The sequence below is a fragment of the Paenibacillus sp. 11B genome, assembly GCF_030487755.1.
Taxonomy (GTDB): domain Bacteria; phylum Bacillota; class Bacilli; order Paenibacillales; family Paenibacillaceae; genus Paenibacillus; species Paenibacillus vandeheii.
The window spans coordinates 763,939-785,527 of record NZ_JAUKNS010000004.1; the positions used below are offsets into that span (position 1 = coordinate 763,939).

A 21,589-nucleotide genomic window follows, 5' to 3' on the forward strand; every position below is an offset into this window, starting at 1 on the left:
ATCAAAGAAATTTGGGGATAACGGCGATCGGAAGGCTTTCTGTACCCGGAGTGTAAACGTGTAACAGTATTCATTTAACTTATATATTCAAGAAAGAGGGATGACAAAATGGCTTCTTCACCCTATATGATCGGCGTAGATATCGGCACCACCTCCACGAAGGCCGTCCTGTTTGAAGAGAACGGAACCATCGTGGCTCAAGGCGGTGCCGATTACCCGCTGTATACCCCTACTCCTGCGATTGCAGAGCAGGATGCGGAAGATATTTTTAAAGCCGTCGTAGAATCGGTTAAACAGGCGACCTCCAAGGCGGGCATCAAACCGGATGAAATTCTGTTTGTCTCGTTCAGTTCAGCCATGCACAGCATTCTGCCCGTCGATGAACATGGCAAACCGCTGATGCGGGCGATGACATGGGCAGACAATCGCAGTGCCGAGTGGACGGAAGCACTCAAAACCGAAATGAACGGTCACGAAATTTATTTAAGAACAGGCACACCGATTCATCCCATGTCACCCCTGACCAAAATCATGTGGTTGACCCGAGATCAACCGGAACTGTCCAAACAGACGCACAAGTTCATTTCAATGAAAGAATATGTTTTTTATAAATTGTTCTCCGAGTATGTGATTGACCATTCCATGGCCTCCGCCACCGGACTGATGAATCTCGAAAAGCTTGACTGGGACGAGGAAGCACTACATGTCGCAGGCATCACTCCGAATCACCTGTCCCGCCTTGTGCCGACGACTCATCTGCTCAAGAAAGGCTTAAATCCTGAGTATGCCAAAGAGATGGGTGTTGCGGACACGACGCCATTTGTCATCGGAGCAAGTGACGGCGTGCTCTCCAATCTGGGCGTAAACGCCATTGATCCAGGCGTCGTGGCCGTTACCATCGGGACCAGCGGAGCGATTCGTACCGTTGTGGACAAGCCGGTCACCGATCCGAAAGGACGCTTCTTCTGTTATGCGCTCACCGAGGATGCGTGGGTGATTGGAGGTCCAGTGAATAATGGCGGGGTTATATTCCGCTGGATTCGGGATGAGTTTGCAGCATCCGAGGTAGAGACCGCGAAACGCCTTGGGATTGATCCATATGAAGTATTGACACGTGTTGCCGAAAATGTACCGCCAGGCTCAGAAGGCCTGTTGTTCCATCCATACATGACGGGTGAGCGGGCTCCACTGTGGAACCCTAATGCTCGCGGCTCGTTCTTTGGCCTGACGCTGCATCACAAGAAGGAGCACATGATCCGCGCTGCTCTGGAAGGTGTCTTGTTTAATCTGTACACCGTCATGTTGGCAATTGAAGAGAAAATCGGTCGTCCGAAAAAGATCCAGGCCACAGGCGGCTTCGCCCGCTCTGAACTATGGCGCCAGATGATGGCTGATATTTTCGATCAGGATGTCATCATTCCCGAAAGCATCGAGAGTTCCTGCCTCGGGGCAGCCGTACTGGGGCTGTATGCCCTTGGCCGCATCGATTCCCTCAGTGCCGTCTCCGGCATGATTGGATCGACCCATCGGCATCAGCCAGACCTGGATAGCGTGCGCGTCTATCGCGAACTGCTGCCGATCTTCATCCGCATCTCCCGTAAGTTTGAAGAGGAGTATGCCGATATCGCTGCTTTTCAGAACAAAACGATGCAGAAGTGAGTGGATTGGGTGAATGGTGAGTGAGTAAGCAGGCAAGTCGGCGAGTTCATTACAGGACCGCCTTCCTTCTGCCAAACGCCATACGCTAACGAACCGTACGCACCTTATTAGAGGTTTAAAGCTTGGTTTAGTATTCTAACGAACTTCAGCCACCTTATACCGGGTAATTGCAGCATATATCTGCCTATAAGTTGAAAATACAGGGCAATAGCGTGCCTGAGATTCGTTAAAAATTTGATTATGCCGAATACCCTCCAATAGCGTGTGTGAGATTCGTTGGAAGTAGCCGTTCACCCTATCCATGCTATGGATGGTCGCTGGGGGCTGCGCCCGGTTCGTAATAACATATGACACCCCGATGACCAGTCAGATGCAATTTCATGAGGGCCGTCCCCTAGTGCAATGGGGGACGGCCTTTTTCATGCAGGCTTTTTTTCCACAAAATATAATAAGAATGTTCCTCGTTACTCCTCCGCTCACCTCACACTTAATAACGTGCTGATGAGTATGTTAAGCAAAATAGTGGCAATCAGCATGCTGAATATAAAATGATTGACATATGGGCATAACAAAACTCCACAGCATGAAGCTGCTGTGAAGTTTTAGGTTGTCTACAGGTACATGAAAATTACTGGTTATATTTGCTGAATGCATCCTTATCGGACTGCACGTTTTCCAAATATGCAATCTGCCCCGCCTCATTCACACGAGCAATATCGATGCCTGTTTTGGCATATACGGTACCATCTGTCGCTAGCCCACATAAGGCCCAGTTCGTCTGATAGCTGCCGTCCGGTTGAAGCTCCCAACGATCCCACATGTGTTTCACATCGCTATTGTATTCGTAAAATGCATTCATAAAACCATCGAAACCTGTTCTGCTGGTGCCGTTCAGAACAATCTCTGCATCCGGTGTAAACAGGGATAACAGATCCTGCATTGCACGTTCGTCCGTACGGGAAGCGTCAAATAAACGGAAATAGTTGTTTAACATTGTCGTATTGCTTGTTGTGCTCATTCATATTCCTCCTAAAATTATACAATCCGCTTTTGCATTATATAGTTCGAAAAATTTCAAACTAACAACTGAGATGAAATGTATCACACTTTCCATTCCCAGGACAACCCTCAGTTCGAAAAAAATCAAACATTGAAAGAGATTGTCGAATATGCTACCGTCATAGATATGAAAACTCCAACGATACCTATGGCTTCGGAATTGAATCTGACTACGGTCTGCAACGCACTCGGTGATCCGGTACGGATGAAAATTGCACACTGTCTGGCCAGCTCTGGTGAGAAAAACTGTTCCGCCTTCGAAGTAGACCATATTTCCAAATCAACGTTGTCTCATCACATTAAAATCCTGCGTGAAGCAGGCCTTATCCAGCCTCGCATTGAAGGCAAACAACATTTTTACTCTTTGCGTAAGGACGATTTGAACACCCGTTTTCCCGGTCTTGTTGAACTGATTCTGAATACCACCGAGGAATGATACCACAATTGCTATCTTCGGCTCCTATCTGCCACAGAGACTCTAAGCTAAATTTGGCTCTCGTACAAGTTTGAATCAAGCTTAGGTTACAATAATGACATCGACAGATTTCCTGTTTAGCTCGTATAATAGGGGGAAATTGCTAGATAGGAGTGAATCAAGCGAATTTATGGTATACATACTGGCTTTTATGCTGTCTTTTGCTGTCGTGGTTCTGCTTATTCCGCCGCTTGGTCGACTGGCACATCGGCTCGATTTTGTGGACAAGCCCCGGCAAGACGTGGAGCGCAAGCTGCACAGGCAGCCCATTCCACTGACGGCGAGTTACGCGATATTTACTGGATTCTTCCTGACATACATTGTTCTGACGAAAGAAATCTCATGGGAAACGGCGGCCCTGGTCGCTGGCGGTATGCTGCTGTTAACGATTGGCACAGTCGATGACTGGTACAAAACCAAAGGCAAAGACTTCCCTGCCCTGCCCAAGATGATTATTCAGGTCTCGGCGGCCGTGCTCGTATTTGCTTCCGGCATTGCTTTCACGGGATTCGTGAATCCCTTCAACTCCGAATACATCATGCTCCCGATCTGGCTGCAATTCATTCTGACGATCCTGTGGATCTTCGGTGTGACGACAGTCATTAACTTCACGGATGGCATGGATGGGCTGGCAGGCGGTTTGTCCGCTATCTCGGCCATTACATTGTTCATCGTTGCAATGACCAAAGGACAAACGGATTCTGCCCTCATGGCCATTACGCTGGTTGGTGTAACCCTTGGTTATCTGAAATATAACAAAGCTCCCGCTAAGGTGTTCATGGGCGATGCAGGAGCTACGTTTCTCGGCTTTATTCTGGCGGTAATCGCCTTGGACGGTGCATTCAAACAAGCGACCATGCTGTCCATTTTTATCCCTATTTTGGCGCTCGGTGTGCCGATCTTCGACAACATTTTTGTGGTCATCAAACGTTTTATCCAAGGCAAAGCCATCTATCAGGCAGATGCGAGTCAAGCACATTATCGCTTGCTGCGTGCTGGTCTGAATCACAAACAGGTAGTTGGGGTCCTGTACCTCATCAGTACCTGCCTTTGCCTCTCGTCCATTATTTTGATGCTGGTGGAGATGTAAATGTTAGAAACAAACGTTACAACATAAGGTTGTAAAAAAAGAGACGAGCCCAATAATTTTGTGGCTCGTCTCTTGCTATGTCACTAACGAAGCGAATTAACCTTCTAACGGAGTAGCTATCTTGTCGTGCACAAACCTCTGTCTACGCACTCTACCCTATCCGATACCCGCCCCTGCCTGCATCTGGACCTTATATTCGCTCTTATCTTGGAGCTACAGATGACAGTGGAACCGCAGGTTTCTGCCCATCTACCCATCCCGGTCGATCGAGTTCGATCAGACGGCGATAACGCTCTTCCCGAGCCAGCAATTGTTCGTGAGAACCCTGCATGGTGATCTGTCCATTTTCCATAAAAATAACTTCATCCATCCGTTCCGCTCCCATCAGGTGATGGGTGACCCAGATCATCGTTTTGCCCTGCATGCTGTCCAGAATCGTTCGCATGAGCGCTCGTTCCGTCACAGGATCAAGTCCTACCGTCGGCTCATCGAAAATAACGACAGGCGTTTCGCGAAGCAGCACCCGGGCCAGCGCAATCCGCTGTCTTTCTCCACCAGAGAAACGAAGACCGGTCTCCAGCATCGGAGTATCGTACCCCTGTGGTAAAGATTCAATGAGATCGGATAGACCTACTTGCGCGGCCACTCGCTGGATCTCCTCGTCTGTTGCATGCGGACGGCCAATTCGCAAGTTGTTGGCTACCGTCGTATCAAATAAATGCGGGCTTTGATTCAGCACGGCAATAACATCCGGTACATTCTCGCCTAGCGTTTGTACTGGAAGATCATTGATTAACACGTTCCCGGCGGATGGAAGCAACGCGCCCTGAATCAGCTTCAGAAGGGTCGACTTTCCTCCGCCACTGCGACCGAGAATAGCCAAACGTTTGCCCTGAGGAAGATGAAGGGATACATCCTGCACTGCAAATGGAGCATCTGGCGTATAACGATAACTCACCTGATCGATCTGAATATCAGCTCGCAGCCTGGGCGGAATGCGCAAGCGAATACGTCGATCCGATGCACTCTCTGTGCGCTCCAGGGAACCCGGCTGCTGTCCAGCTACCGAATTGCTGCCTGATACACCTGAGGTCATATCCTCTTTCACTCTGGCTGCTGCATTCAATTCTTCAATTCCAGACTGTTCTGACGTATGCTCTTCACCTTCCAAGTGCTGCAATCGTTCCAGCGATTCACGATACTGCGGGATATGCTCTACGGCATCGCCTACGGGCAGCAATGCTTCCGTGAGTGGAAACAGCACCAACACAAATGCAGCAATCATGACCGCAGGCAGCTGCCCGGCAGAAGCCGAACTTCCCGCCCATAACGTCACGGATACGACCATTAATCCAATCACGCACTGAGCTAACAGATCACGCCAGCGCGTCCATTGCCGTAATCGGAGCTGAATAATATCTGCCTGTCCTTCTGCCTCTCCCTGCCGACGTACAAATTCAGCGGCTCGTCCACTCGCTACCCAATCCCCAAGGCCAAGCACACCATCTGTCAGCCGAGTGTACAATTTAGCATTCTCCCGCTTCAGTCGCACCCGCAATTTCCACGTCACACGGAGTGAGATGTCAGGCAGCACGGCCACCAGAAAAAGCATATATAAACCCATCCACAGTGCAAACCCCAGATCAACGCTGCCAAAAGCTACAACAGCTCCACCGTACATCACGAGCGCCGTAACCGCCGGAAACACCGTACGCAGGTAAATATCCTGCAGTCGTTCCACGTCCTCTGCGAGAGCACCAAGTACGTCTCCTGTCTGCATGCGGGAGCGCAGAAACAGTGCTTGCGGCTCCAAAATCCGATACAGCTTCACGCGCTGATCCGCAAGCACACGCAAAACGGCATCATGTCCGGCCAGACGTTCGACATACCGGAATACGGCACGGAAAATCCCAAATGCACGAACACCCACAATCGGTACATATACCATCAAAATATTTTCAGGACGGAGCGCTGACTTGGAGATCAGAAACCCGGAGGTGAAGAGCAGCATGACAGCACATAGCGTAGCGCATAACCCCAGCGCAATGACTGCCACCAATCTCCAGCGGTACTGTGCCACGTACGGAGTGATCCAACTATTCTTTTCGCTCCCGCTATGGGCTGTTTCTGTCTGCTCGTATCCGGCTTTCATCTCATACCGCCTCCATCTGGGCCTGAATCATCTGGTAATATACGCCTTGTCGTGCCAACAATTCCTCATGTGTTCCTGTCTCTGCAACCGTGCCGCCATCCATTACGATTATCCTGTCCATATGGGGCATCCAGTGCAGTCGATGTGTTGCCAGAAACACCAGCTTGCCCTCAAACAGCGGCAGCATCGTCTGTTTCAGTTCATACTCGGTCTCCACATCCAGATGAGCGGTCGGCTCATCCAGTAGGAGAATCGGGCGCGCACTAAGCAGGGCTCTCGCCAAAGCCACCCGCTGTTCCTGCCCGCCGCTGAGCTGCCTTCCCCCGGCCCCAATCAGCTCCTGCAACCCATTCGGCAATGAGGAAGCAAGCTTGTGCAAACCAGCTGCGCGAATGGCTTCTGCCACCTCCGCATCCGAAGCTTCCGGCTTATAAAATCGAATGTTATCCGCCAGACTGCCACTGAAAATGTATGGATGCTGCGGGATAGCAGCCGTTTGTTTGCGCCAATCCTCCATCATCTCTGGAGATAAGGGCTGGCCGTTGTATAAGAATTGGCCTGAAGTAAGTGGCTGGAAGCCTGCCAATACATCAATCAAGGTTGATTTCCCTGCTCCGCTGGCTCCAATAATGCCTACTTTGCCAAGACCGGAAACCTGAAACGTCACATCATTCAGCGAGCATGGCCCATCTTCCTCATGCCGCACCTGTACGTTGGTGAGCGCTACTCTACAGGTCGCCTCCCAGAACGGTTTCGATGAGGAAGCAGCGACGCCACTCCGATCACTTACCTTACCCAAAACCACCCTTATAGTGGATGGAGGCACATCGCATGGGCCAGAAAAAGGCTCAGGCGAAGAGGATTCCCCGTTCTTTTCTGACACATCATGCAGAACAGCACTCGTGTATTCTTCCTTTTGCTTACGTTCGGCCAATTTCCCTCGTTCAATCATCTGACTGATCGTTTCCCCGGCCTCCTTGCCATCCAATGTGGCGTGGTAATCTGCGCCTACCATTCGTACAGGCAGGAAGTATTCGGGTGCGAGAATGAGTACAGTCAGCGCCGGCCCAATCAGCATATGCCCTTCCGTCAGCCGCAGCCCCAAACCAACCGCCACCGAAGCCACCGACAGCATGGTGAAGAAATCGAGTGCGAATGAGGACAGAAAAGCCATGCGCAGGGTAGACATCGTAGCCTTACGATAACGCTGGCTGACCCGAATAATTGTCTCGCCATGTCTGCTGCTCTGTCCCAGTGTTTTCAATGTCTCCAATCCTCGCAGCGTATCCACGAAATGGTTCGCCAACGCTTTGTAGGACTTGAACTGTCCGTCGATCTTTCGCTGTGCAGCCAAACCCACCAGAATCATAAACACGATCAGGATAGGCAGCGTCAGCGTCAAAATCACCCCGGACATCATATCCAGCTTGAAGACGTACAACAGAATAACGATTGGCGTGAATCCCATCCCCAGCATTCGAGGAATAAACAGTTCCAGATACGTCTTATACTGGGCTGTTCCTTCGCGCGCCAACGTTACCAGGTGCCCTGTTCCCTCCGTTTTGGCATAACGCGGCCCCAGCCGAAACCACTGAAGCACCATCTGCTGGCGCAGATCGTTTCCTGTCTTCTCCGCAAATCTTGAAGCAATGAGCTGCAACCAGAAGGAGATGGCATAGCGGGCGGCAAAAGCAGCCAGGAACCACAGCAGCACCGGGTACTGCTCCGTTACGGTTGAACCTTCAAACAATGCCGTAATGGACTGTGCCAGCCATTTGGCCTGCATGATAATCGTCATCGCCTGCAACAGCACCAGCGCTGAGGCCAGCGCGAGTACCGGACGGATGCCCGGCAGCTTCAGCAGCCCCCGTCCCATCTCAGTACTCCAGGTGATGCTGATCGTTCAGACGTTTGCGGAAAATGTAATAACTCCAGATCTGATAGCCGAGTACAAACGGAAGCAGCGTACAAGCCACAATTGTCATCACTTTCAGCGAATATGCACCGGATGAAGCATTATAGACCGTCAGGTCAAACGCCGAACCCATTGAACTCACCATGACCCTTGGGAACAGACCGATGAATACGGAGGCAAACGCGATCGCAATCACGGCTCCTGTCATGCCGAAGGCCCATGCTTCACGCTTCTGACGCACGAAGTAAGCCGCCAAACCCAATGCAGCAGCACCCAGGACAACCATAATCCAGAGTGCCCAGCCGCGTACGGCGAACACATCGGTCATGAAGTATGTCATCACAGCGTAGATCGCGAGGATCGCGGCCAGCGGTAGCATCAGCTTTTTGGCCATATTCAGGGCACGTTCTCTAAGATCTCCGACGGTCCGCAAGGAAGCAAACAGCAGACCATGGACCAGACATAACAACGTCACGCTCAACCCACCTACCACCGTATACGGATTGACGATGTCCAGGAAGCCGGGGCGAAGCTGCATCTGCGCATCAATAGGTAGGCCTTTCATCAAGGTAGCGAAAACAACCCCGAACAAGAACGGCAGTAACGCACTGGAGACTACGATGATGATGTCCCAAGTTTTGCGCCAGCGTTCATGTCTCATCTTGCTGCGGAACTCAAAGGCAACTCCGCGGCCGATCAAGGCCAGCAGCACCACCACCAGCGGCAGATAAAAACCGCTGAACAGCGTGGCGTACCAGTGCGGGAAGGCAGCAAACATTGCACCCCCCGCCGTAATCAGCCAAACCTCATTGCCATCCCAGAACGGACCGATCGAGTTGATCAGCGTACGACGTTCACGATCCGTTTTGCCGATGATTGCAGTGGACATGCCCACACCAAAATCAAAACCTTCCAGAAAGAAAAAACCAACAAACAAGACGGCAATCAGCAAAAACCACAACTCACTTAGTGACAACAGAATAACCCCCATCCACGCCGAACGGATCGGCCGATTCATCATGCTCCTCCGGCTTTTCGACTGCATATGGCCCGGCCTTGATTTCACGAACGAACAGATAAACCATCACAATGCCGAGAACCGTATAAGCTGCTGTAAACGCAATGGTGGAGAACAATATCTGTCCTGCGCTTACGTTCGGGGATACCCCGGCTGCAGTCGTCATGTAGCCGAATACCGTCCAAGGCTGCCTTCCTACCTCAGTCATAATCCAGCCTGACGTATTGGCGATAAACGGCAGGGAGATGGCGAACACCATCAGACGCATAAACCACTTGCCTGCTCCCTCTAACCTCCGGCGCATCGTCAGGAATGTACCGTATATAGCCAGCAAAATCATCAATCCACCCGCAGCAATCATGATGCGGAAGCTCCAGAATGTCGTCCGGACTGGTGGAATATAGTCGCCTGGTCCATACGTTTGCTCGTACTCCGCTTGCAGTTCTTTCATGCCTTTGACACTGCCGGAGAACTTGCTATAGGACAGATAACTGAGTAATCCAGGGATCTTGATCTCGCCGGAATTCTCCTGTTTGTTCGGATCGATAAAAGCCACCACCGTCCATGGTGCAGGGTCTTCCGTCGTCGTCCATGTTCCTTCACTGGCGGCCATTTTCATCGGCTGCGTCTCCACCAGATATTGCGCCTGGAAGTGACCCGAGAAAGCAACCCCCAACGAGGAAACCAGGCCAATAATGATGGCAATGTTAAATGATTTGCGGAAAATCTCCACATCCTGCTTCTTCATCAGCTTGTAAGCACTAATGCCGGTTACGACAAATGCCCCTGTCATCAAGGCACCAAAAATCGTGTGCGGGAACTCCACCAGCAGTTGACCATTGGTAATCAGTGCAAAGAAATCATTCATCTCGGCACGGCCATTATTAATCTCGAAGCCTACCGGGTGCTGCATGAATGAATTGGCTGCCAGAATCCAGAGCGCAGACAGAAATGTGCCGACAAATACCAGCCAGATACAGGCCAAGTGCACTTTCTTGGACAAGCGATCCCATCCGAAAATCCAGAGGCCAATAAAGGTAGACTCCATAAAAAACGCCAGCAGGGCTTCCACAGCCAGTGGCGCACCAAATACGTCCCCAACAAAGCGGGAGTACTCCGACCAGTTCATGCCGAACTGGAATTCTTGCAGAATGCCTGTGACCACACCGACAGCAAAGTTAATCAGAAACAATTTGCCCCAGAATTTGGCCATCGTTTTGTAAACTTCCTTACCCTTCACTACGTACAACGTCTCCATAATCGCTACCAGCAGCACAAGACCGATGGACAGCGGCACAAAAAAGAAATGGAAAATCGTTGTGAGCGCATATTGGATACGCGATAACATGATCGGATCCATACCGTTACCCCTTCTTTCTGTTCCTTCGCAGTTTTCGTATTTGGCATTGAAGCCCCTTCTTCAGTTTCTGTCAGCCAAACACGTATTGATGAACGTATTGTGCCAGATAGACTATTTTATACATGTGACAATTATCACAAACCCTGCCATGACAACAAAAAAAAGTGACGATGGTCACACAATAGAAAAAATTAAGCCTATTCTTTGGGCTTGCCAGCTTCCTCTATTCGCGGAAGATGCTCATGTTTGGGACGGAACGCCCATATGTTAGTGTCAGGCATAAAATACACTGTGCAAAAAAGGCATTACATATTGAACCATTGGTTTCATTGATATCATTCAAAGCAACGACGATCCAAAAATCTGCGATGACGTTGCTTCAATTCTTGAACGGACAAAAATGCAAATCAAGTGAGGTGATTTATTGATGGAAGAGTTGTCCCCAATCCCGGACGCGGAGCCGTATTACGGGGTAGTTGCAGAATCAGGTACGGCTCTGCCTGCCTTTCGTTATGTTCTTTTCCCCCGAAAGGGAGGGTGGTCTGCTTTTCCCTATCCAGACATCGCTGCTCTGATGGTCGCGGAAGGGCCTGTCTACTATGTCAGCTGCCTGGAGCGCTCCGAGGAAATGCCTGCGAATATCACTGTCATCACACTTCCCGAAGCTGAACAATTGTTGCAGGAGCCCCGAACGGTTGCAGTGGTTGCTCATCCCTACTGGCTGACCGCCTCAGCCTCACTCAATCCGGAGCTTTGTATTGTACTTCTTCCCGAGCCGGTTGGTGAAGAAGCGGAGTCCCCCTTGTGGGAAAGCTGCATTTCAAGACTGGTCGGAATCGCCGATCTGGTGGGCACCACTTCAGAAACACGCTATATGAAGCTGGTATTCCAGGGTGTACGTGCCATCTGGCTAAATGGAGAAGATACCTCTCCTGCTGGTGTCATGCAAAAGGATGATCTCGAAGTGCCTCTCCGGGACTATGAACTGCTATTCCTGCATGCGCTGCGACAGACCCTCTCGGGTGTTCAGGATACGGTTACCCAGCTGCAATGCAGTGTGCGCGCCGACTTCTATCGTCAGCTTCGCTCCAAAGCAGGAGCGCATGAGACGATTTCCTTTTTGCTGGCCGCCTATGAATATATGCTCGAAGATTCCAGAGCGGTCGCTTCGCTCAAGGAGGCCTTCTCCCACGCAGTATTAAACGGCCGCAATGATTGTGTGAGCTCCCACTATCGATTCCTATCCGCTATTCATGCGAGGACCGGGGAAATCGAGAATGCGTTGCAGGTGTATGGAATCAGCGCTGGCAACGAGCAGGAACGACACCATTATGAACAGCTCTGCCGCTGGCTGGAGGCCGGGGAGAACCAGCTCGTCCAGGCTGAACTGCTGCGTCTGAATGATGATTACGGAAACGCATTGCACATTTTGGATGAACTCGGCGGCGAAACGGCACGACATTGGAAATTTCGTATCTATCAGGAGACTGGGCGTGTGGAAGATGCATTGGATTTGGTGCACACAGTGGATATTCAGGATAATGCCAGCCGACAGGACTATCGGCAGTTATCGGGTCTAACCCTGGCTCTGCGAGGAGAACGGCACGGAGCGGTGAGACAATTTTTGGAGATGGCGCTGGAGGATGAAGATGCTCTTGCCCAGATCGTCGAGATGGAGCTGCTGGATCATGCCGTCCAGCAATTGCTGGGGGAGGTGCCATAATGATGCTGGACCCGAAGAAACGCAGACAACATGTGAATGGACCAATTGTGCATAGGGATATACGATCCGAGACAACTCGTACTCTAACGGAAGCGCCGCAATCACCGCACGCTGAGCCACTGGAAACTGGCGATAGCCATCTGGAAAATGCGCTGAGTCCGTTGGATATCCGAAGTGAAACCCATCAAAGATATAGCACAGAGCACCCAGGAAATCAGGATGCTGTAAAGCACAAGGATACAGGCGTATTCAGAGAGCCGTTCTCGATTCGTCGGGTTCGTAAAAGTCAGGACAATAAACTGACCGCCATGCTACAGGTGCGTAACGAGCGCGGACGATATCTGGAGGAAGTGCTGGACGATCTGAGTGAATTCGTGGATGAAATTGTCATTGTGGATGATGCCAGCACAGATGGAACACCAGATATATGCAGGGCCTATCCAAAGGTCGTTCGCCTGGAAGTGTTGGAAAAGCCGTTATTTGCGGAGGAATGGCGCTTACGTAACGCTCTGTGGCAGGCAGCGGCAGGAACCTCGCCGGACTGGTTGCTCTCGGTCGATGCCGATGAGCTGTACAGTGCGGAAGCCAAGAAAGCGATACGCGCTCTGATTAACCAGGATCATTCGGACTGGATTGCTTTCCGTTTCTACGATATGTGGGGCGGCCGAACCCACTATCGGGAAGATGATCTTTGGGGGCTTCACCGACGGCATACCGCTTCCTTGGTCCGTTATATGCCGGGTTATCCCTACTTTTATCCGCAGCAAAATCATCATGTGCCTCGCCTTCCCTTGCCCTGCACCGTATTGCCCGGAATCAGCACGGAGTTGAAGGTTCAGCATCTTGGCTGGGCAGGAAGTCTGGAGGATCGGGTTCGGAAATACTTGCGTTACAAACGAATTGATCCACACGGCGAGTGGGGCAGCCTGGAGCACTATGAATCGATTCTTGATCCGGAGCCCCGACTGATTCCGTGGAAGGAGGAGCAGTGAGATGGGCGTGGTCAGCATATTGACACACAGCTTCACCGATGGATATAACCGCGAATTCAGCCGGGTGTTCGGGGGCGGGCTGGAGCGATACGTCCTTGATTTGTGCAGCGTAATCCGCGGATTGGGACACATTCCCGAGGTGCACCAGTTGTCCTATTTTGAAGCATTTCAGACTCGTACGGAACAGATTGATGTATATGGATATGCCTACGATATGAATGATGTGCCTGAAGCTTTTGCCCGAATGGCCGCAGCAGCACGGGGACCTGTAATCTATGCAAGCTGCCTGTGGCAGCCCATTGCTTACAAGCCGGGCAGTCTCGGCATCTGCCACGGGATTAACTGGGATCGTCCTGCGTTGCCGCTCGAAACCAAGCAGCAAGTTGCTGAACATATCCAGCTGGCACTGGATGGACTTGTACGCATTGTGTCGGTAGATTCGCATTTTCAGACCTTTTGCCGTGCTGCTTGTACGTTTACCGATCCTGGTCAGGTTGTACTCATTCCCAATGCAGTGGATACCTCCTACTTCACGCCTGCTCCGCCAAGGCGTACGTTCGAGCATGAACAGGAAGAGGAATGGCTGGCTGCATGGAAGAAAGATCTTGCGAGCTATGAAGATCATGCTGGAGCCATCATCTCCGGGTTGAATGCTGCATCACTCGTCAGGAAAAGAAACGATGGAGACGGCGTGTTACGGACGGATCGATCCGAGGTGACCGTAATCGCTGAGGAACTGGACTCGGGGGATATCAGACAGAATGTGGCTGGCTGGCAGCCAAATGAGCTGACGGATGAATATTTGAAGAAGCAGGCCGAAGTTACAACCGCTGCAATTCATGGGAACCCTCCGCGTCCCCTGCGCATCCTGTATCCGCGCCGCATCAGCATGGAACGGGGCATTATTCCAATGATGCTGGCAGCTGACCGACTACTCGGTGCTTTTCCCGACCTGGAGGTCGAATTTGCCGGAGAACTGGTCGAAGGCAGCACGGTAGGTAGTTCCTTCCGTTATTGGCATCGCACGCACCCTCATGCAGACCGAATCAAACATCGCACGTATGATTTTCGGGATATCCGCGAGGCCTACCATCAGGCAGACATCGCTGTGATTCCTACCGTTTTCTCGGAAGGAACGTCCTACGCTTGTCTGGAGGCGATGAGCTGCGGGCTTCCGGTCGTTGCTTCCAATGTTGGCGGGCTGAATGATCTGATTCAGGATGGCTTCAACGGCCTGCTGATACCTCCAGGTGAAGAAGCGCTGACCGCCGCGCTGGTGCGTCTCGTTCAGGACAGGGCAGAGCGGGAGCGATTGGGTATCTATGCTCGTGAGACGGCACTGTCCTACGACATATCCCATTGGCGGAGCAGGTGGAGTACGGTATTGGAATCTTTTCTGGCAGAAGCAGGATTAAAGGAGGGAATTCGGGGATGATGGATACGCCAAATGCAACGGATTTCATGGAATCAAGATACATTCGGGAGGGTGACCCCAAAACGGATACATTGGTCTTTCCACTGCATCCAGCGTGGTGGAGCCGTCCGTATGAATACGAATGGGCGCGCCAGTTTGCACGTCAGGAGGACGTCGTACTCGACGCCGCCTGTGGTATATCCCATCCCTTCAAATTTTGGCTGGCAGAGTACTGCCGGGAAGTTCATGCCTGTGATTGGGATGAGCGTATTATGTCCAGAGAAGCAATCAGGCTGGATATCGCTTCTGATTTTGGCGAGCAGGCAGCACGTGACCTGCCAGAATCGAGCCTGGACAGATTACATCTTGCACAGGCCAATCTGGCCCAGCTTCCGTATGAATCCGAGAAATTTGACAGCGTATTCTGCATCTCCGTGTTGGAGCATCTGGATACAGGCACGATGCTGCGGGCCTTTCGCGAATTCGCCAGGGTGCTGAAGCCAGACGGACGGTTGATTGCCACGTTTGATGTGCCCGAGATGCGCCCGGATCTGCTGGAGACGATTATGGCTGTCACCGGGCTGACAATCGAGGGCAAGCTAAGTGTGAATGAACCCGAGGATGCCATCTGGTCTGACATGTATGGCCCGGCGATTCGTTGTTTTCGTGCTGTTATTCGTAAGGAATGATTCGAATGGGCCCAAATCACGGCACAGCAACTAGCCGCATGTAGGTCCATTTCTATCTAATGAGTTAGGACGTTACGTGGTTCCTCCAGGCCAGTCCATTAATTTATCCGTCAGCGGCTCTCTTACTGTGGGGGGACTCATGGCCTCCACTTCTTATTTCTCTTGGTGGGAAGCATGATATACTGACCTATTCCATGGAAACAGCCGCTTTCGGTTAAGTAACCGAAGCGGCTGCTCCTCGTTCCTCTTCTTTTTACCGCAACAATGATATCACGGCTGTCTGATGGATTTTTGTCCAAGCTCTCCTCCAGTCGACTCTGCTGGATGCGGCTGTTCCCCCTCCCATAAGATCCGTTGCAGCAGCATGCCTGCCACACCAATGGCCAGTGTCGCCATGCCGATATATTGAAATGTGGGACTGGGTCCCACACTCCGAATCAAGGCACCGCCAGCAAGTGGAGCAGCGACCAGCACGACACTGGAAAGCGAGTTTTGAATACCGAATACACGGCCTACATAGGCAGGAGGGGTTTCTTTTTGCAGCAGGTAATTCAACGTCACCATAAACAGGCCATTGCCCAGCCCGATGCAGAGCCCCCATATGATAACCCAGATCTCAGACGTCTGTGGACCGATCCAGCCCAGCGCACCAATTCCGGCACCAATCAGCACATATCCTCCACCGAGCCCCCAGCCATACCCGATTCGAGGAAGCCGATTCAATAGCAAAATAACCAGAACCGCGCCGGCTCCCGCAGATGATCCCAGCCAGCCGATCAGAGCTTCATTGCCCGGCTTGATCTCCCGAAATAGTGTTGTAAACTGATAATCGATCATGAGGATCGCCATTAATCCAAAACAACCAAACAGAATTGTACTCAGAAGGGTACGACTCTTATGGATAAAATGCCAGCCTTTCTGCCATTGGGTGAATAGGGATTCCGTGGTCTCGGCCGCCCCCAAAGGAATTCCGTCCGATGCAGATGGTTCCGATTCCTCGGTTAAACGCCGTAAAGGCCATAACACGGCTCCGGACAACAGGCGCGTACAAGCATTGATTAAAATACAGACTTGTGGTGAAAATACGGCCAGAATGACTGCGCCCAGCAGCGGTCCCGCCACTTTGGAGCATTGGTTCACAAAACCATTCAGCGACGATGCCTGAAACAGATGTTCCTCTGCCACTACCTGACGTGTCAACGCCTGCTGGGCTGGCACATGGAATACGCCCATCATGGCCCGAAGAGCAAGCAGCGGGAGCAGCCAGCCCGCACTTGGCGCAAAGAGAATAGCAATCGTAAGCAGAACGGTGATCACATCACATATCATCATGATTTTCACCTTATGCAGCCGATCGGCGAGTGCCCCTGCAACAGAACCCAACAATATACCCGGAACAGCCATACATACCGGAATAAGGGCAATGATCAGCGGATCAGCACCCCAACGATAAGCGACCATTACTTGGATCGCCAGTGCATCAAACCAATCGCCAAAGGTCGCGAGCGCATACGCAATAAACATCCGCATGAAGCGGAAGTTGGCCCATAGGCTTTTGGATGAACCATTGGACGGAATGGATGATGAATTGGGGTCATTTGAAATGACGGTCATACGTTATGCTTCCTCCCTTGATTACAGCCTTGTTAGCTGGCTTGTATGTTCCTTGGCTGTAATCATAAGGGCGTTATATCAGAGGAAGATCAGAGGCTGGAGGAAAGGGGGATAAAAAAGTGGAGATTTCGGTCAAAATTTGCTGCCCATAAGCAGGCACACCGTAACTTTTGGAGATTTCCGCATGGACTTGACGGTATTTGCTTTGAAGGCGCCCCTCTATCCGGTGATGTGCCATGAACAACAATATCTGGTAAGCGGAATTAAGATATAGCGGTGCGTTCAGTGTCATTTTCAATACGTCGAGACCATCGTCCATTCTTGGCTCTGCCTCACGGATTCGACCCTGTCTGAGCAGCCATAGGCCTTCCATAATCTGAAAACGTCCGATTTCCCGCAAGTATGGCGCATCTTTCAACCCGGAATGCAGGACAGCCATCTGATCCTCTACCGCTTCGCCGCTGCCACCCCACAGTTCCACATACAACGCTGAGAGCTTGACCGGAAGTCTGAAATGGATCAATTCATCTTTCTCCATTACATGATATGTTTCCATGAGTCGGGCTTTGGCTCGTTCATACTGACCCACCTCTGCGTAGACTTCAACAATGTTCAGAATACGAAGTTCACGATGCTGATCCGCAGACAATGCGGATGAATTCAGAGCCTTTTCGTACAATAGCAAACTCTCCGAGGGTTCAATCAGGGCATGTGTAAAAATCAGCAGCCAATACAAACGTTCTTCCAAAGGAATTTCCGTCGTTGTAATCAGCCATTCCAGATCTCCCACAATAAAATGGATGTACAGCTGATAGAATGAATCAACCTCAATGCCCAGCGCTTCTTGCTGATCCAGCAGCGTGAGCATCGATTTACCCTGCCCGTACAGATGATATTTGCGGAACAATCCATGAATCGCTTCTCGCATCTCCTGATCTTGTGCGGAAGGGTTAGAGGGCAGTATTGCCATATTAGCTCGAATATTAAGCCTGTAACCATAGCCCCGCACGGTCTCCACTGCAATTTCTTCCCAACGCTTCAGTTTCTTGCGCAGACGGTACACGTGATCATCCACAGTGCGTTCGACCGGATATTCCAAGGGCCATACCCGGTCCAGGAGTTGACTGCGAGTAAAGGCTTTTTCCTTGTTCTCATACAGAAAATGCAGCAGCGCAAATTCCTTCGCGAGCAGGCGAATGGAATCGGTACGCCGGGTTACGGTGTATGTTCCTTCATCGAATTGTAACGACATGCTTGGCCCTCCTATGTATGCTAACTAATTGTAGTCCTTATTCTGTTTCAACATACCACAAAAACCCTTTGCGAGAACGCAAAAGGTTTTGTATTGAGATGGACGGGCTCTCTTCGCTGATCGCAAGCAAGGTGACCCCAGAATTTAACCCAGCACTACGCGATCATCCGCCATTTTTTTGCCGCTGATACGTTCAAATTCACCCAACAGCTCCGGTACAGTCAGCGTGCGCTTTCGCTCCTCGCTAACGTCCAGAATAATCCGGCCTTTATCCATCATAATTAGACGATTGCCCAGACGAATGGCCTGTTCCATATTGTGAGTGACCATCAGGGTGGTGAGTCTCATCTCACGTACAAGCGTTTCGGTCAATTCAGTAATCAGCTCCGCACGGGAGGGGTCAAGCGCAGCCGTGTGCTCATCCAACAGCAGAATCTGCGGCTGAGTGAATGTCGCCATCAGCAGGCTGAGCGCCTGGCGTTCACCACCGGATAGCAGACCAACCTTGGCATTGGGGCGTTTGTCTAGCCCAATACCGAGCTTCTCCAACTGGGCGTTGAAAATCTCCCGTCTGGCGCGGGTAACTCCGAAGCCCAGTCCGCGGCCTTTGCCTCGTTTGTACGCCATCGCCATGTTCTCCTCAATAGACATATGCGGTGCCGTACCCGCCATCGGGTCCTGAAAGACGCGGCCAATCCAGCTGCTGCGCTTATGCTCCGGCAGGCTTTTGATGGAACGGTCATTAATCAGCACATCACCCATGTCGGGTTTCATAACGCCTGAGATAATGTTCATTAACGTTGATTTGCCCGCGCCGTTACTGCCAATCACCGTCACAAAGTCTCCCGGATTCATCGTCAGGTTCACGCCGACCAGCGCCGTTTTCTCGTCCGTAGTTCCCGGATTAAAGAGCTTGGTCACTTGTGTAATCTCAAGCATGATCACATGCCTCCCTTCGCCTGTTGGCCCGACGAGCCCATAAGCTCTTCAGTTCGTTTGCGAGCCAAACTTTTCTGCTTCATGGAGCGCTGCATAGTTGGGAAAACAAGTGCGATAATAACGATCACCGCGGTAATCAGCTTCAGATCGGATGTGTCGAACCATTCGACCTGGAGTGCAATCGCGACCACAATCCGGTAAATAATTGAACCGACGACGGCCGCCAGTGTGGCCCAAAATACGGTTCTTGCACCCAGAATGGCTTCCCCGATAATAACGGAGGCCAGTCCGATGACAATCATCCCAATCCCCATCGTAATGTCTGCAAAACCGGATTGCTGCGCAATAAATGCTCCAGACAGGGCAACAAGTCCGTTGGACAGACTAACACCAACAATGGTGGTGACATCCGTATTTGCACCAAAGCTGCGGATCATGCGTTTGTTGTCACCTGTTGCGCGCAGGGCCAGACCAATATCTGTTTTCATGAACAGATCCAGCATGATTTTGAACACCAGCACAACCACAATAATGATGATCATGACATGCTCACCCGAGAAGGGGTTGTCCATACCCATAATGGATTTGTTCGGTGCGCCAAGAATACGCATATTAATCGAATATAAGGCAATCATCATCAAAATACCGGATAACAGCCCGTTAATTTTGCCTTTGGTGTGCAGCAGACCTGTACAAGCTCCAGCCAACATACCTCCAGCCATTGCTGCCAAGCAAGCGAGCCAAGGAGAGAAGTCGTTGGATATCATGACCGCCGCGATTGCGCCTCCTGTTGTAAAACTTCCGTCTACGGTGAGATCGGGGAAGTCCAGTATACGGAATGTAATATATACACCCAGTGCCATCAGTGCATACAACAATCCAAGCTCGATTGCCCCTTCAATTGAACCCCAAGTCAAATTCACATTGCTTCCTCCCTGTCTATCGAAAAGAATGAGGCGAACCCGTTTCACGTCCGCCTCGCATCCGTACTGCCGGAGGATCGTCCGGTCAGGTTATTGAATAATGTTGTTGTCCTGATCCTTCACTTCTGCCTTCATCTCATCAGTAACGGTGATGCCTTGAGCTTCAGCAGCCTTCAGGTTCAGGATCAGATCCAGCTTGTCCGGTACAGTGACTTTCATGTCACCTGGTTTTGTACCATTTTTCAAAATGTCCGCAGCCATTTCACCAACCTGATATCCGTGATCGTAGTATTTGAAGCCTACGGTTGCGAAAGCCCCTTTTTCCACGGTATCGCGGTCACTGGAGAAGAACGGAATTTTATTTTTGTTCGCTGTCTGGATGATTGTATCCACTGCACTAACCACCGAGTTATCCAACGTGATATAGAAGGCATCTACTTTTCCAACCAGAGAATCGGTTGCCTGTTTAACTTCGGATGTGTTCGTTACGGGTGCCTTGACTAGCTTGATATTGTGTGTCGCCAGCGCTTTCTCCGCATTGTTCGCCATTACAACCGCATTCGGTTCGCCCTCGTTGATAACCAGACCTACCGTCTTCACATCCGGCAAATATTTGGCGATAAAATCAGCCAACTGCACGATGGCCTCTGGATTCGTATCCGATGCACCCGTTACGTTACCACCTGGCTTGTCCATGTCACTCACCAGCTTGGCACCCAGCGGGTCCGTCACCGCTGCGAACAGCAATGGCTTGTCCTTTACTTGTTGAGCCAAAGCCAATGCGGATGGTGTTGCAATCCCAAGGACCAGGTCATTTTTGGAATCTCCCGCAATCTTCTGGGCAATGGACAGGTTGTTCGTTGAATCCCCTTGCGCGTTATTGTAATCAATCGTCAGGTTTTTGTTCTCTTCAAGGCCTGCATCCTTCAGCGCTGCAATAAATCCTTCACGTGTGGCATCCAGCGATGGATGCTCAACGATCTGCGAGATCGCGATGCGATACGATTTCTCCGCAGTGCCTTCACTTGTTGTGCTGCCTGATCCCTCGGTCGTTGTGCTACCGCCGCTGTTATTTCCGCAACCAGCCGCTACGATCATTGATGCAACCATCATTAAGGACATCCAGAATTTCTTTTTCATGTGTGAAACCCCTCTCCATCTTCTAAAATATTGATACTCTCATCGTTATCCAAGTGACACGATAGGGCGGGACAAAACGAACGCTTCAACGCATTGTTGCTTTGACCGACAAAAGCAGACAAATATAGACTTTCCTCATGCGACTGAAGTCCATGACCCGTGTTGATATTTCATT

At 51.0% G+C, this 21,589-nt stretch carries 17 protein-coding genes; 7 read left to right on the plus strand and 10 right to left on the minus strand.

Annotated elements, in window-relative coordinates:
* The first annotated feature begins 108 nt into the window (after nucleotides 1–108).
* Nucleotides 109–1,659, plus strand: coding sequence for a gluconokinase (gntK, locus tag Q0V21_RS20380; RefSeq protein WP_301880359.1), 1,551 nt, complete (start codon nucleotides 109–111; stop codon nucleotides 1,657–1,659).
* A gap of 628 nt (nucleotides 1,660–2,287) precedes the next feature.
* Here the strand turns inward: gntK and Q0V21_RS20385 are convergent.
* A complete protein-coding gene (locus Q0V21_RS20385) occupies nucleotides 2,288–2,677 on the minus strand; it encodes a nuclear transport factor 2 family protein (RefSeq protein ID WP_301880361.1) in 390 nt (129 codons plus the stop codon).
* A gap of 168 nt (nucleotides 2,678–2,845) precedes the next feature.
* Here Q0V21_RS20385 and Q0V21_RS20390 point away from each other — a divergent pair, with 168 nt between their 5' ends.
* The gene (locus tag Q0V21_RS20390) at nucleotides 2,846–3,154 is read left to right on the plus strand and encodes an ArsR/SmtB family transcription factor (protein WP_301880637.1); all 309 of its coding nucleotides are present in this window, start codon (nucleotides 2,846–2,848) and stop codon (nucleotides 3,152–3,154) included.
* A gap of 169 nt (nucleotides 3,155–3,323) precedes the next feature.
* Nucleotides 3,324–4,283 carry an MraY family glycosyltransferase gene (locus Q0V21_RS20395; RefSeq protein WP_053782675.1) on the plus strand — a complete coding sequence of 320 codons (960 nt, stop codon included), beginning with the start codon at nucleotides 3,324–3,326 and terminating at the stop codon, nucleotides 4,281–4,283.
* A 202-nt stretch (nucleotides 4,284–4,485) separates the two neighbouring features.
* Here the strand turns inward: Q0V21_RS20395 and cydC are convergent, their stop codons facing one another.
* The 4 genes from cydC to Q0V21_RS20415 are packed head-to-tail and all read right to left on the minus strand — an operon-like array spanning nucleotide 4,486 to nucleotide 10,728.
* Nucleotides 4,486–6,435, minus strand: a complete 1,950-nt coding sequence (cydC, locus tag Q0V21_RS20400; RefSeq protein WP_301880364.1) for a thiol reductant ABC exporter subunit CydC — start codon at nucleotides 6,433–6,435, stop codon at nucleotides 4,486–4,488.
* A gap of 1 nt (nucleotide 6,436) precedes the next feature.
* Nucleotides 6,437–8,311 (minus strand): thiol reductant ABC exporter subunit CydD, encoded by a 1,875-nt coding sequence (gene cydD / locus Q0V21_RS20405; RefSeq protein WP_301880365.1) that lies wholly within the window; start codon nucleotides 8,309–8,311, stop codon nucleotides 6,437–6,439.
* 1 nt (nucleotide 8,312) lies between these two features.
* Nucleotides 8,313–9,329: a cytochrome d ubiquinol oxidase subunit II gene (gene cydB, locus Q0V21_RS20410; RefSeq protein WP_301880638.1), complete on the minus strand. Its 1,017-nt coding sequence runs from the start codon at nucleotides 9,327–9,329 to the stop codon at nucleotides 8,313–8,315.
* On the minus strand, nucleotides 9,313–10,728 hold the full coding sequence (locus Q0V21_RS20415) for a cytochrome ubiquinol oxidase subunit I (protein WP_285075953.1): 1,416 nt from the start codon (nucleotides 10,726–10,728) through the stop codon (nucleotides 9,313–9,315). The genes cydB and Q0V21_RS20415 overlap by 17 nt, the downstream gene beginning before the upstream one ends.
* 427 nt (nucleotides 10,729–11,155) lie before the next feature.
* Between Q0V21_RS20415 and Q0V21_RS20420 the strand changes: the two genes are divergently transcribed.
* Genes Q0V21_RS20420 through Q0V21_RS20435 form a run of 4 tightly spaced genes read left to right on the plus strand, consistent with a single transcriptional unit; the run spans nucleotide 11,156 to nucleotide 15,546 of the window.
* Nucleotides 11,156–12,451, plus strand: a complete 1,296-nt coding sequence (locus Q0V21_RS20420; RefSeq protein ID WP_301880367.1) for a hypothetical protein — start codon at nucleotides 11,156–11,158, stop codon at nucleotides 12,449–12,451.
* Entirely contained in the window at nucleotides 12,451–13,443 is a 993-nt protein-coding gene (locus Q0V21_RS20425; RefSeq protein ID WP_301880368.1) for a glycosyltransferase, read from the plus strand. The genes Q0V21_RS20420 and Q0V21_RS20425 overlap by 1 nt, the downstream gene beginning before the upstream one ends.
* 1 nt (nucleotide 13,444) lies before the next feature.
* Nucleotides 13,445–14,878 (plus strand): glycosyltransferase family 4 protein, encoded by a 1,434-nt coding sequence (locus Q0V21_RS20430; RefSeq protein WP_301880371.1) that lies wholly within the window; start codon nucleotides 13,445–13,447, stop codon nucleotides 14,876–14,878.
* Entirely contained in the window at nucleotides 14,875–15,546 is a 672-nt protein-coding gene (locus tag Q0V21_RS20435) for a class I SAM-dependent methyltransferase (protein WP_301246056.1), read from the plus strand. The genes Q0V21_RS20430 and Q0V21_RS20435 overlap by 4 nt, the downstream gene beginning before the upstream one ends.
* 270 nt (nucleotides 15,547–15,816) lie before the next feature.
* On the opposite strand, the gene Q0V21_RS20440 is transcribed toward Q0V21_RS20435, so the two are convergent.
* The 5 genes from Q0V21_RS20440 to Q0V21_RS20460 all read right to left on the minus strand — a co-directional run bounded on the left by Q0V21_RS20440 (nucleotide 15,817) and on the right by Q0V21_RS20460 (nucleotide 21,414).
* Nucleotides 15,817–17,160, minus strand: coding sequence for an MFS transporter (locus Q0V21_RS20440; protein ID WP_301880374.1), 1,344 nt, complete (start codon nucleotides 17,158–17,160; stop codon nucleotides 15,817–15,819).
* A 73-nt stretch (nucleotides 17,161–17,233) separates the two neighbouring features.
* On the minus strand, nucleotides 17,234–18,412 hold the full coding sequence (locus Q0V21_RS20445; RefSeq protein ID WP_301880375.1) for a winged helix-turn-helix domain-containing protein: 1,179 nt from the start codon (nucleotides 18,410–18,412) through the stop codon (nucleotides 17,234–17,236).
* Between the two features lie 144 nt (nucleotides 18,413–18,556).
* Nucleotides 18,557–19,351: an ABC transporter ATP-binding protein gene (locus tag Q0V21_RS20450; RefSeq protein ID WP_063567603.1), complete on the minus strand. Its 795-nt coding sequence runs from the start codon at nucleotides 19,349–19,351 to the stop codon at nucleotides 18,557–18,559.
* Nucleotides 19,352–19,353: 2 nt separating this feature from the next.
* Nucleotides 19,354–20,214: an ABC transporter permease gene (locus tag Q0V21_RS20455; RefSeq protein ID WP_052016574.1), complete on the minus strand. Its 861-nt coding sequence runs from the start codon at nucleotides 20,212–20,214 to the stop codon at nucleotides 19,354–19,356.
* Nucleotides 20,215–20,364: 150 nt separating this feature from the next.
* On the minus strand, nucleotides 20,365–21,414 hold the full coding sequence (locus Q0V21_RS20460) for an ABC transporter substrate-binding protein (protein WP_079347944.1): 1,050 nt from the start codon (nucleotides 21,412–21,414) through the stop codon (nucleotides 20,365–20,367).
* Between the last annotated feature and the right edge of the window lie 175 nt (nucleotides 21,415–21,589).

Bases quoted from the DNA above. Each gene is read 5' to 3' on its own strand.
- gntK (WP_301880359.1), top strand. From the start codon at position 109: ATGGCTTCTTCACCCTATATGATCGGCGTAGATATCGGCACCACCTCC.
- Q0V21_RS20385 (WP_301880361.1), bottom strand. From the start codon at position 2,677: ATGAGCACAACAAGCAATACGACAATGTTAAACAACTATTTCCGTTTA.
- Q0V21_RS20390 (WP_301880637.1), top strand. From the start codon at position 2,846: ATGAAAACTCCAACGATACCTATGGCTTCGGAATTGAATCTGACTACG.
- Q0V21_RS20395 (WP_053782675.1), top strand. From the start codon at position 3,324: ATGGTATACATACTGGCTTTTATGCTGTCTTTTGCTGTCGTGGTTCTG.
- cydC (WP_301880364.1), bottom strand. From the start codon at position 6,435: ATGAAAGCCGGATACGAGCAGACAGAAACAGCCCATAGCGGGAGCGAA.
- cydD (WP_301880365.1), bottom strand. From the start codon at position 8,311: ATGGGACGGGGGCTGCTGAAGCTGCCGGGCATCCGTCCGGTACTCGCG.
- Q0V21_RS20415 (WP_285075953.1), bottom strand. From the start codon at position 10,728: ATGGATCCGATCATGTTATCGCGTATCCAATATGCGCTCACAACGATT.
- Q0V21_RS20420 (WP_301880367.1), top strand. From the start codon at position 11,156: ATGGAAGAGTTGTCCCCAATCCCGGACGCGGAGCCGTATTACGGGGTA.
- Q0V21_RS20425 (WP_301880368.1), top strand. From the start codon at position 12,451: ATGATGCTGGACCCGAAGAAACGCAGACAACATGTGAATGGACCAATT.
- Q0V21_RS20430 (WP_301880371.1), top strand. From the start codon at position 13,445: ATGGGCGTGGTCAGCATATTGACACACAGCTTCACCGATGGATATAAC.
- Q0V21_RS20435 (WP_301246056.1), top strand. From the start codon at position 14,875: ATGATGGATACGCCAAATGCAACGGATTTCATGGAATCAAGATACATT.
- Q0V21_RS20440 (WP_301880374.1), bottom strand. From the start codon at position 17,160: ATGACCGTCATTTCAAATGACCCCAATTCATCATCCATTCCGTCCAAT.
- Q0V21_RS20445 (WP_301880375.1), bottom strand. From the start codon at position 18,412: ATGTCGTTACAATTCGATGAAGGAACATACACCGTAACCCGGCGTACC.
- Q0V21_RS20450 (WP_063567603.1), bottom strand. From the start codon at position 19,351: ATGCTTGAGATTACACAAGTGACCAAGCTCTTTAATCCGGGAACTACG.
- Q0V21_RS20455 (WP_052016574.1), bottom strand. From the start codon at position 20,214: ATGGCACTGGGTGTATATATTACATTCCGTATACTGGACTTCCCCGAT.
- Q0V21_RS20460 (WP_079347944.1), bottom strand. From the start codon at position 21,414: ATGAAAAAGAAATTCTGGATGTCCTTAATGATGGTTGCATCAATGATC.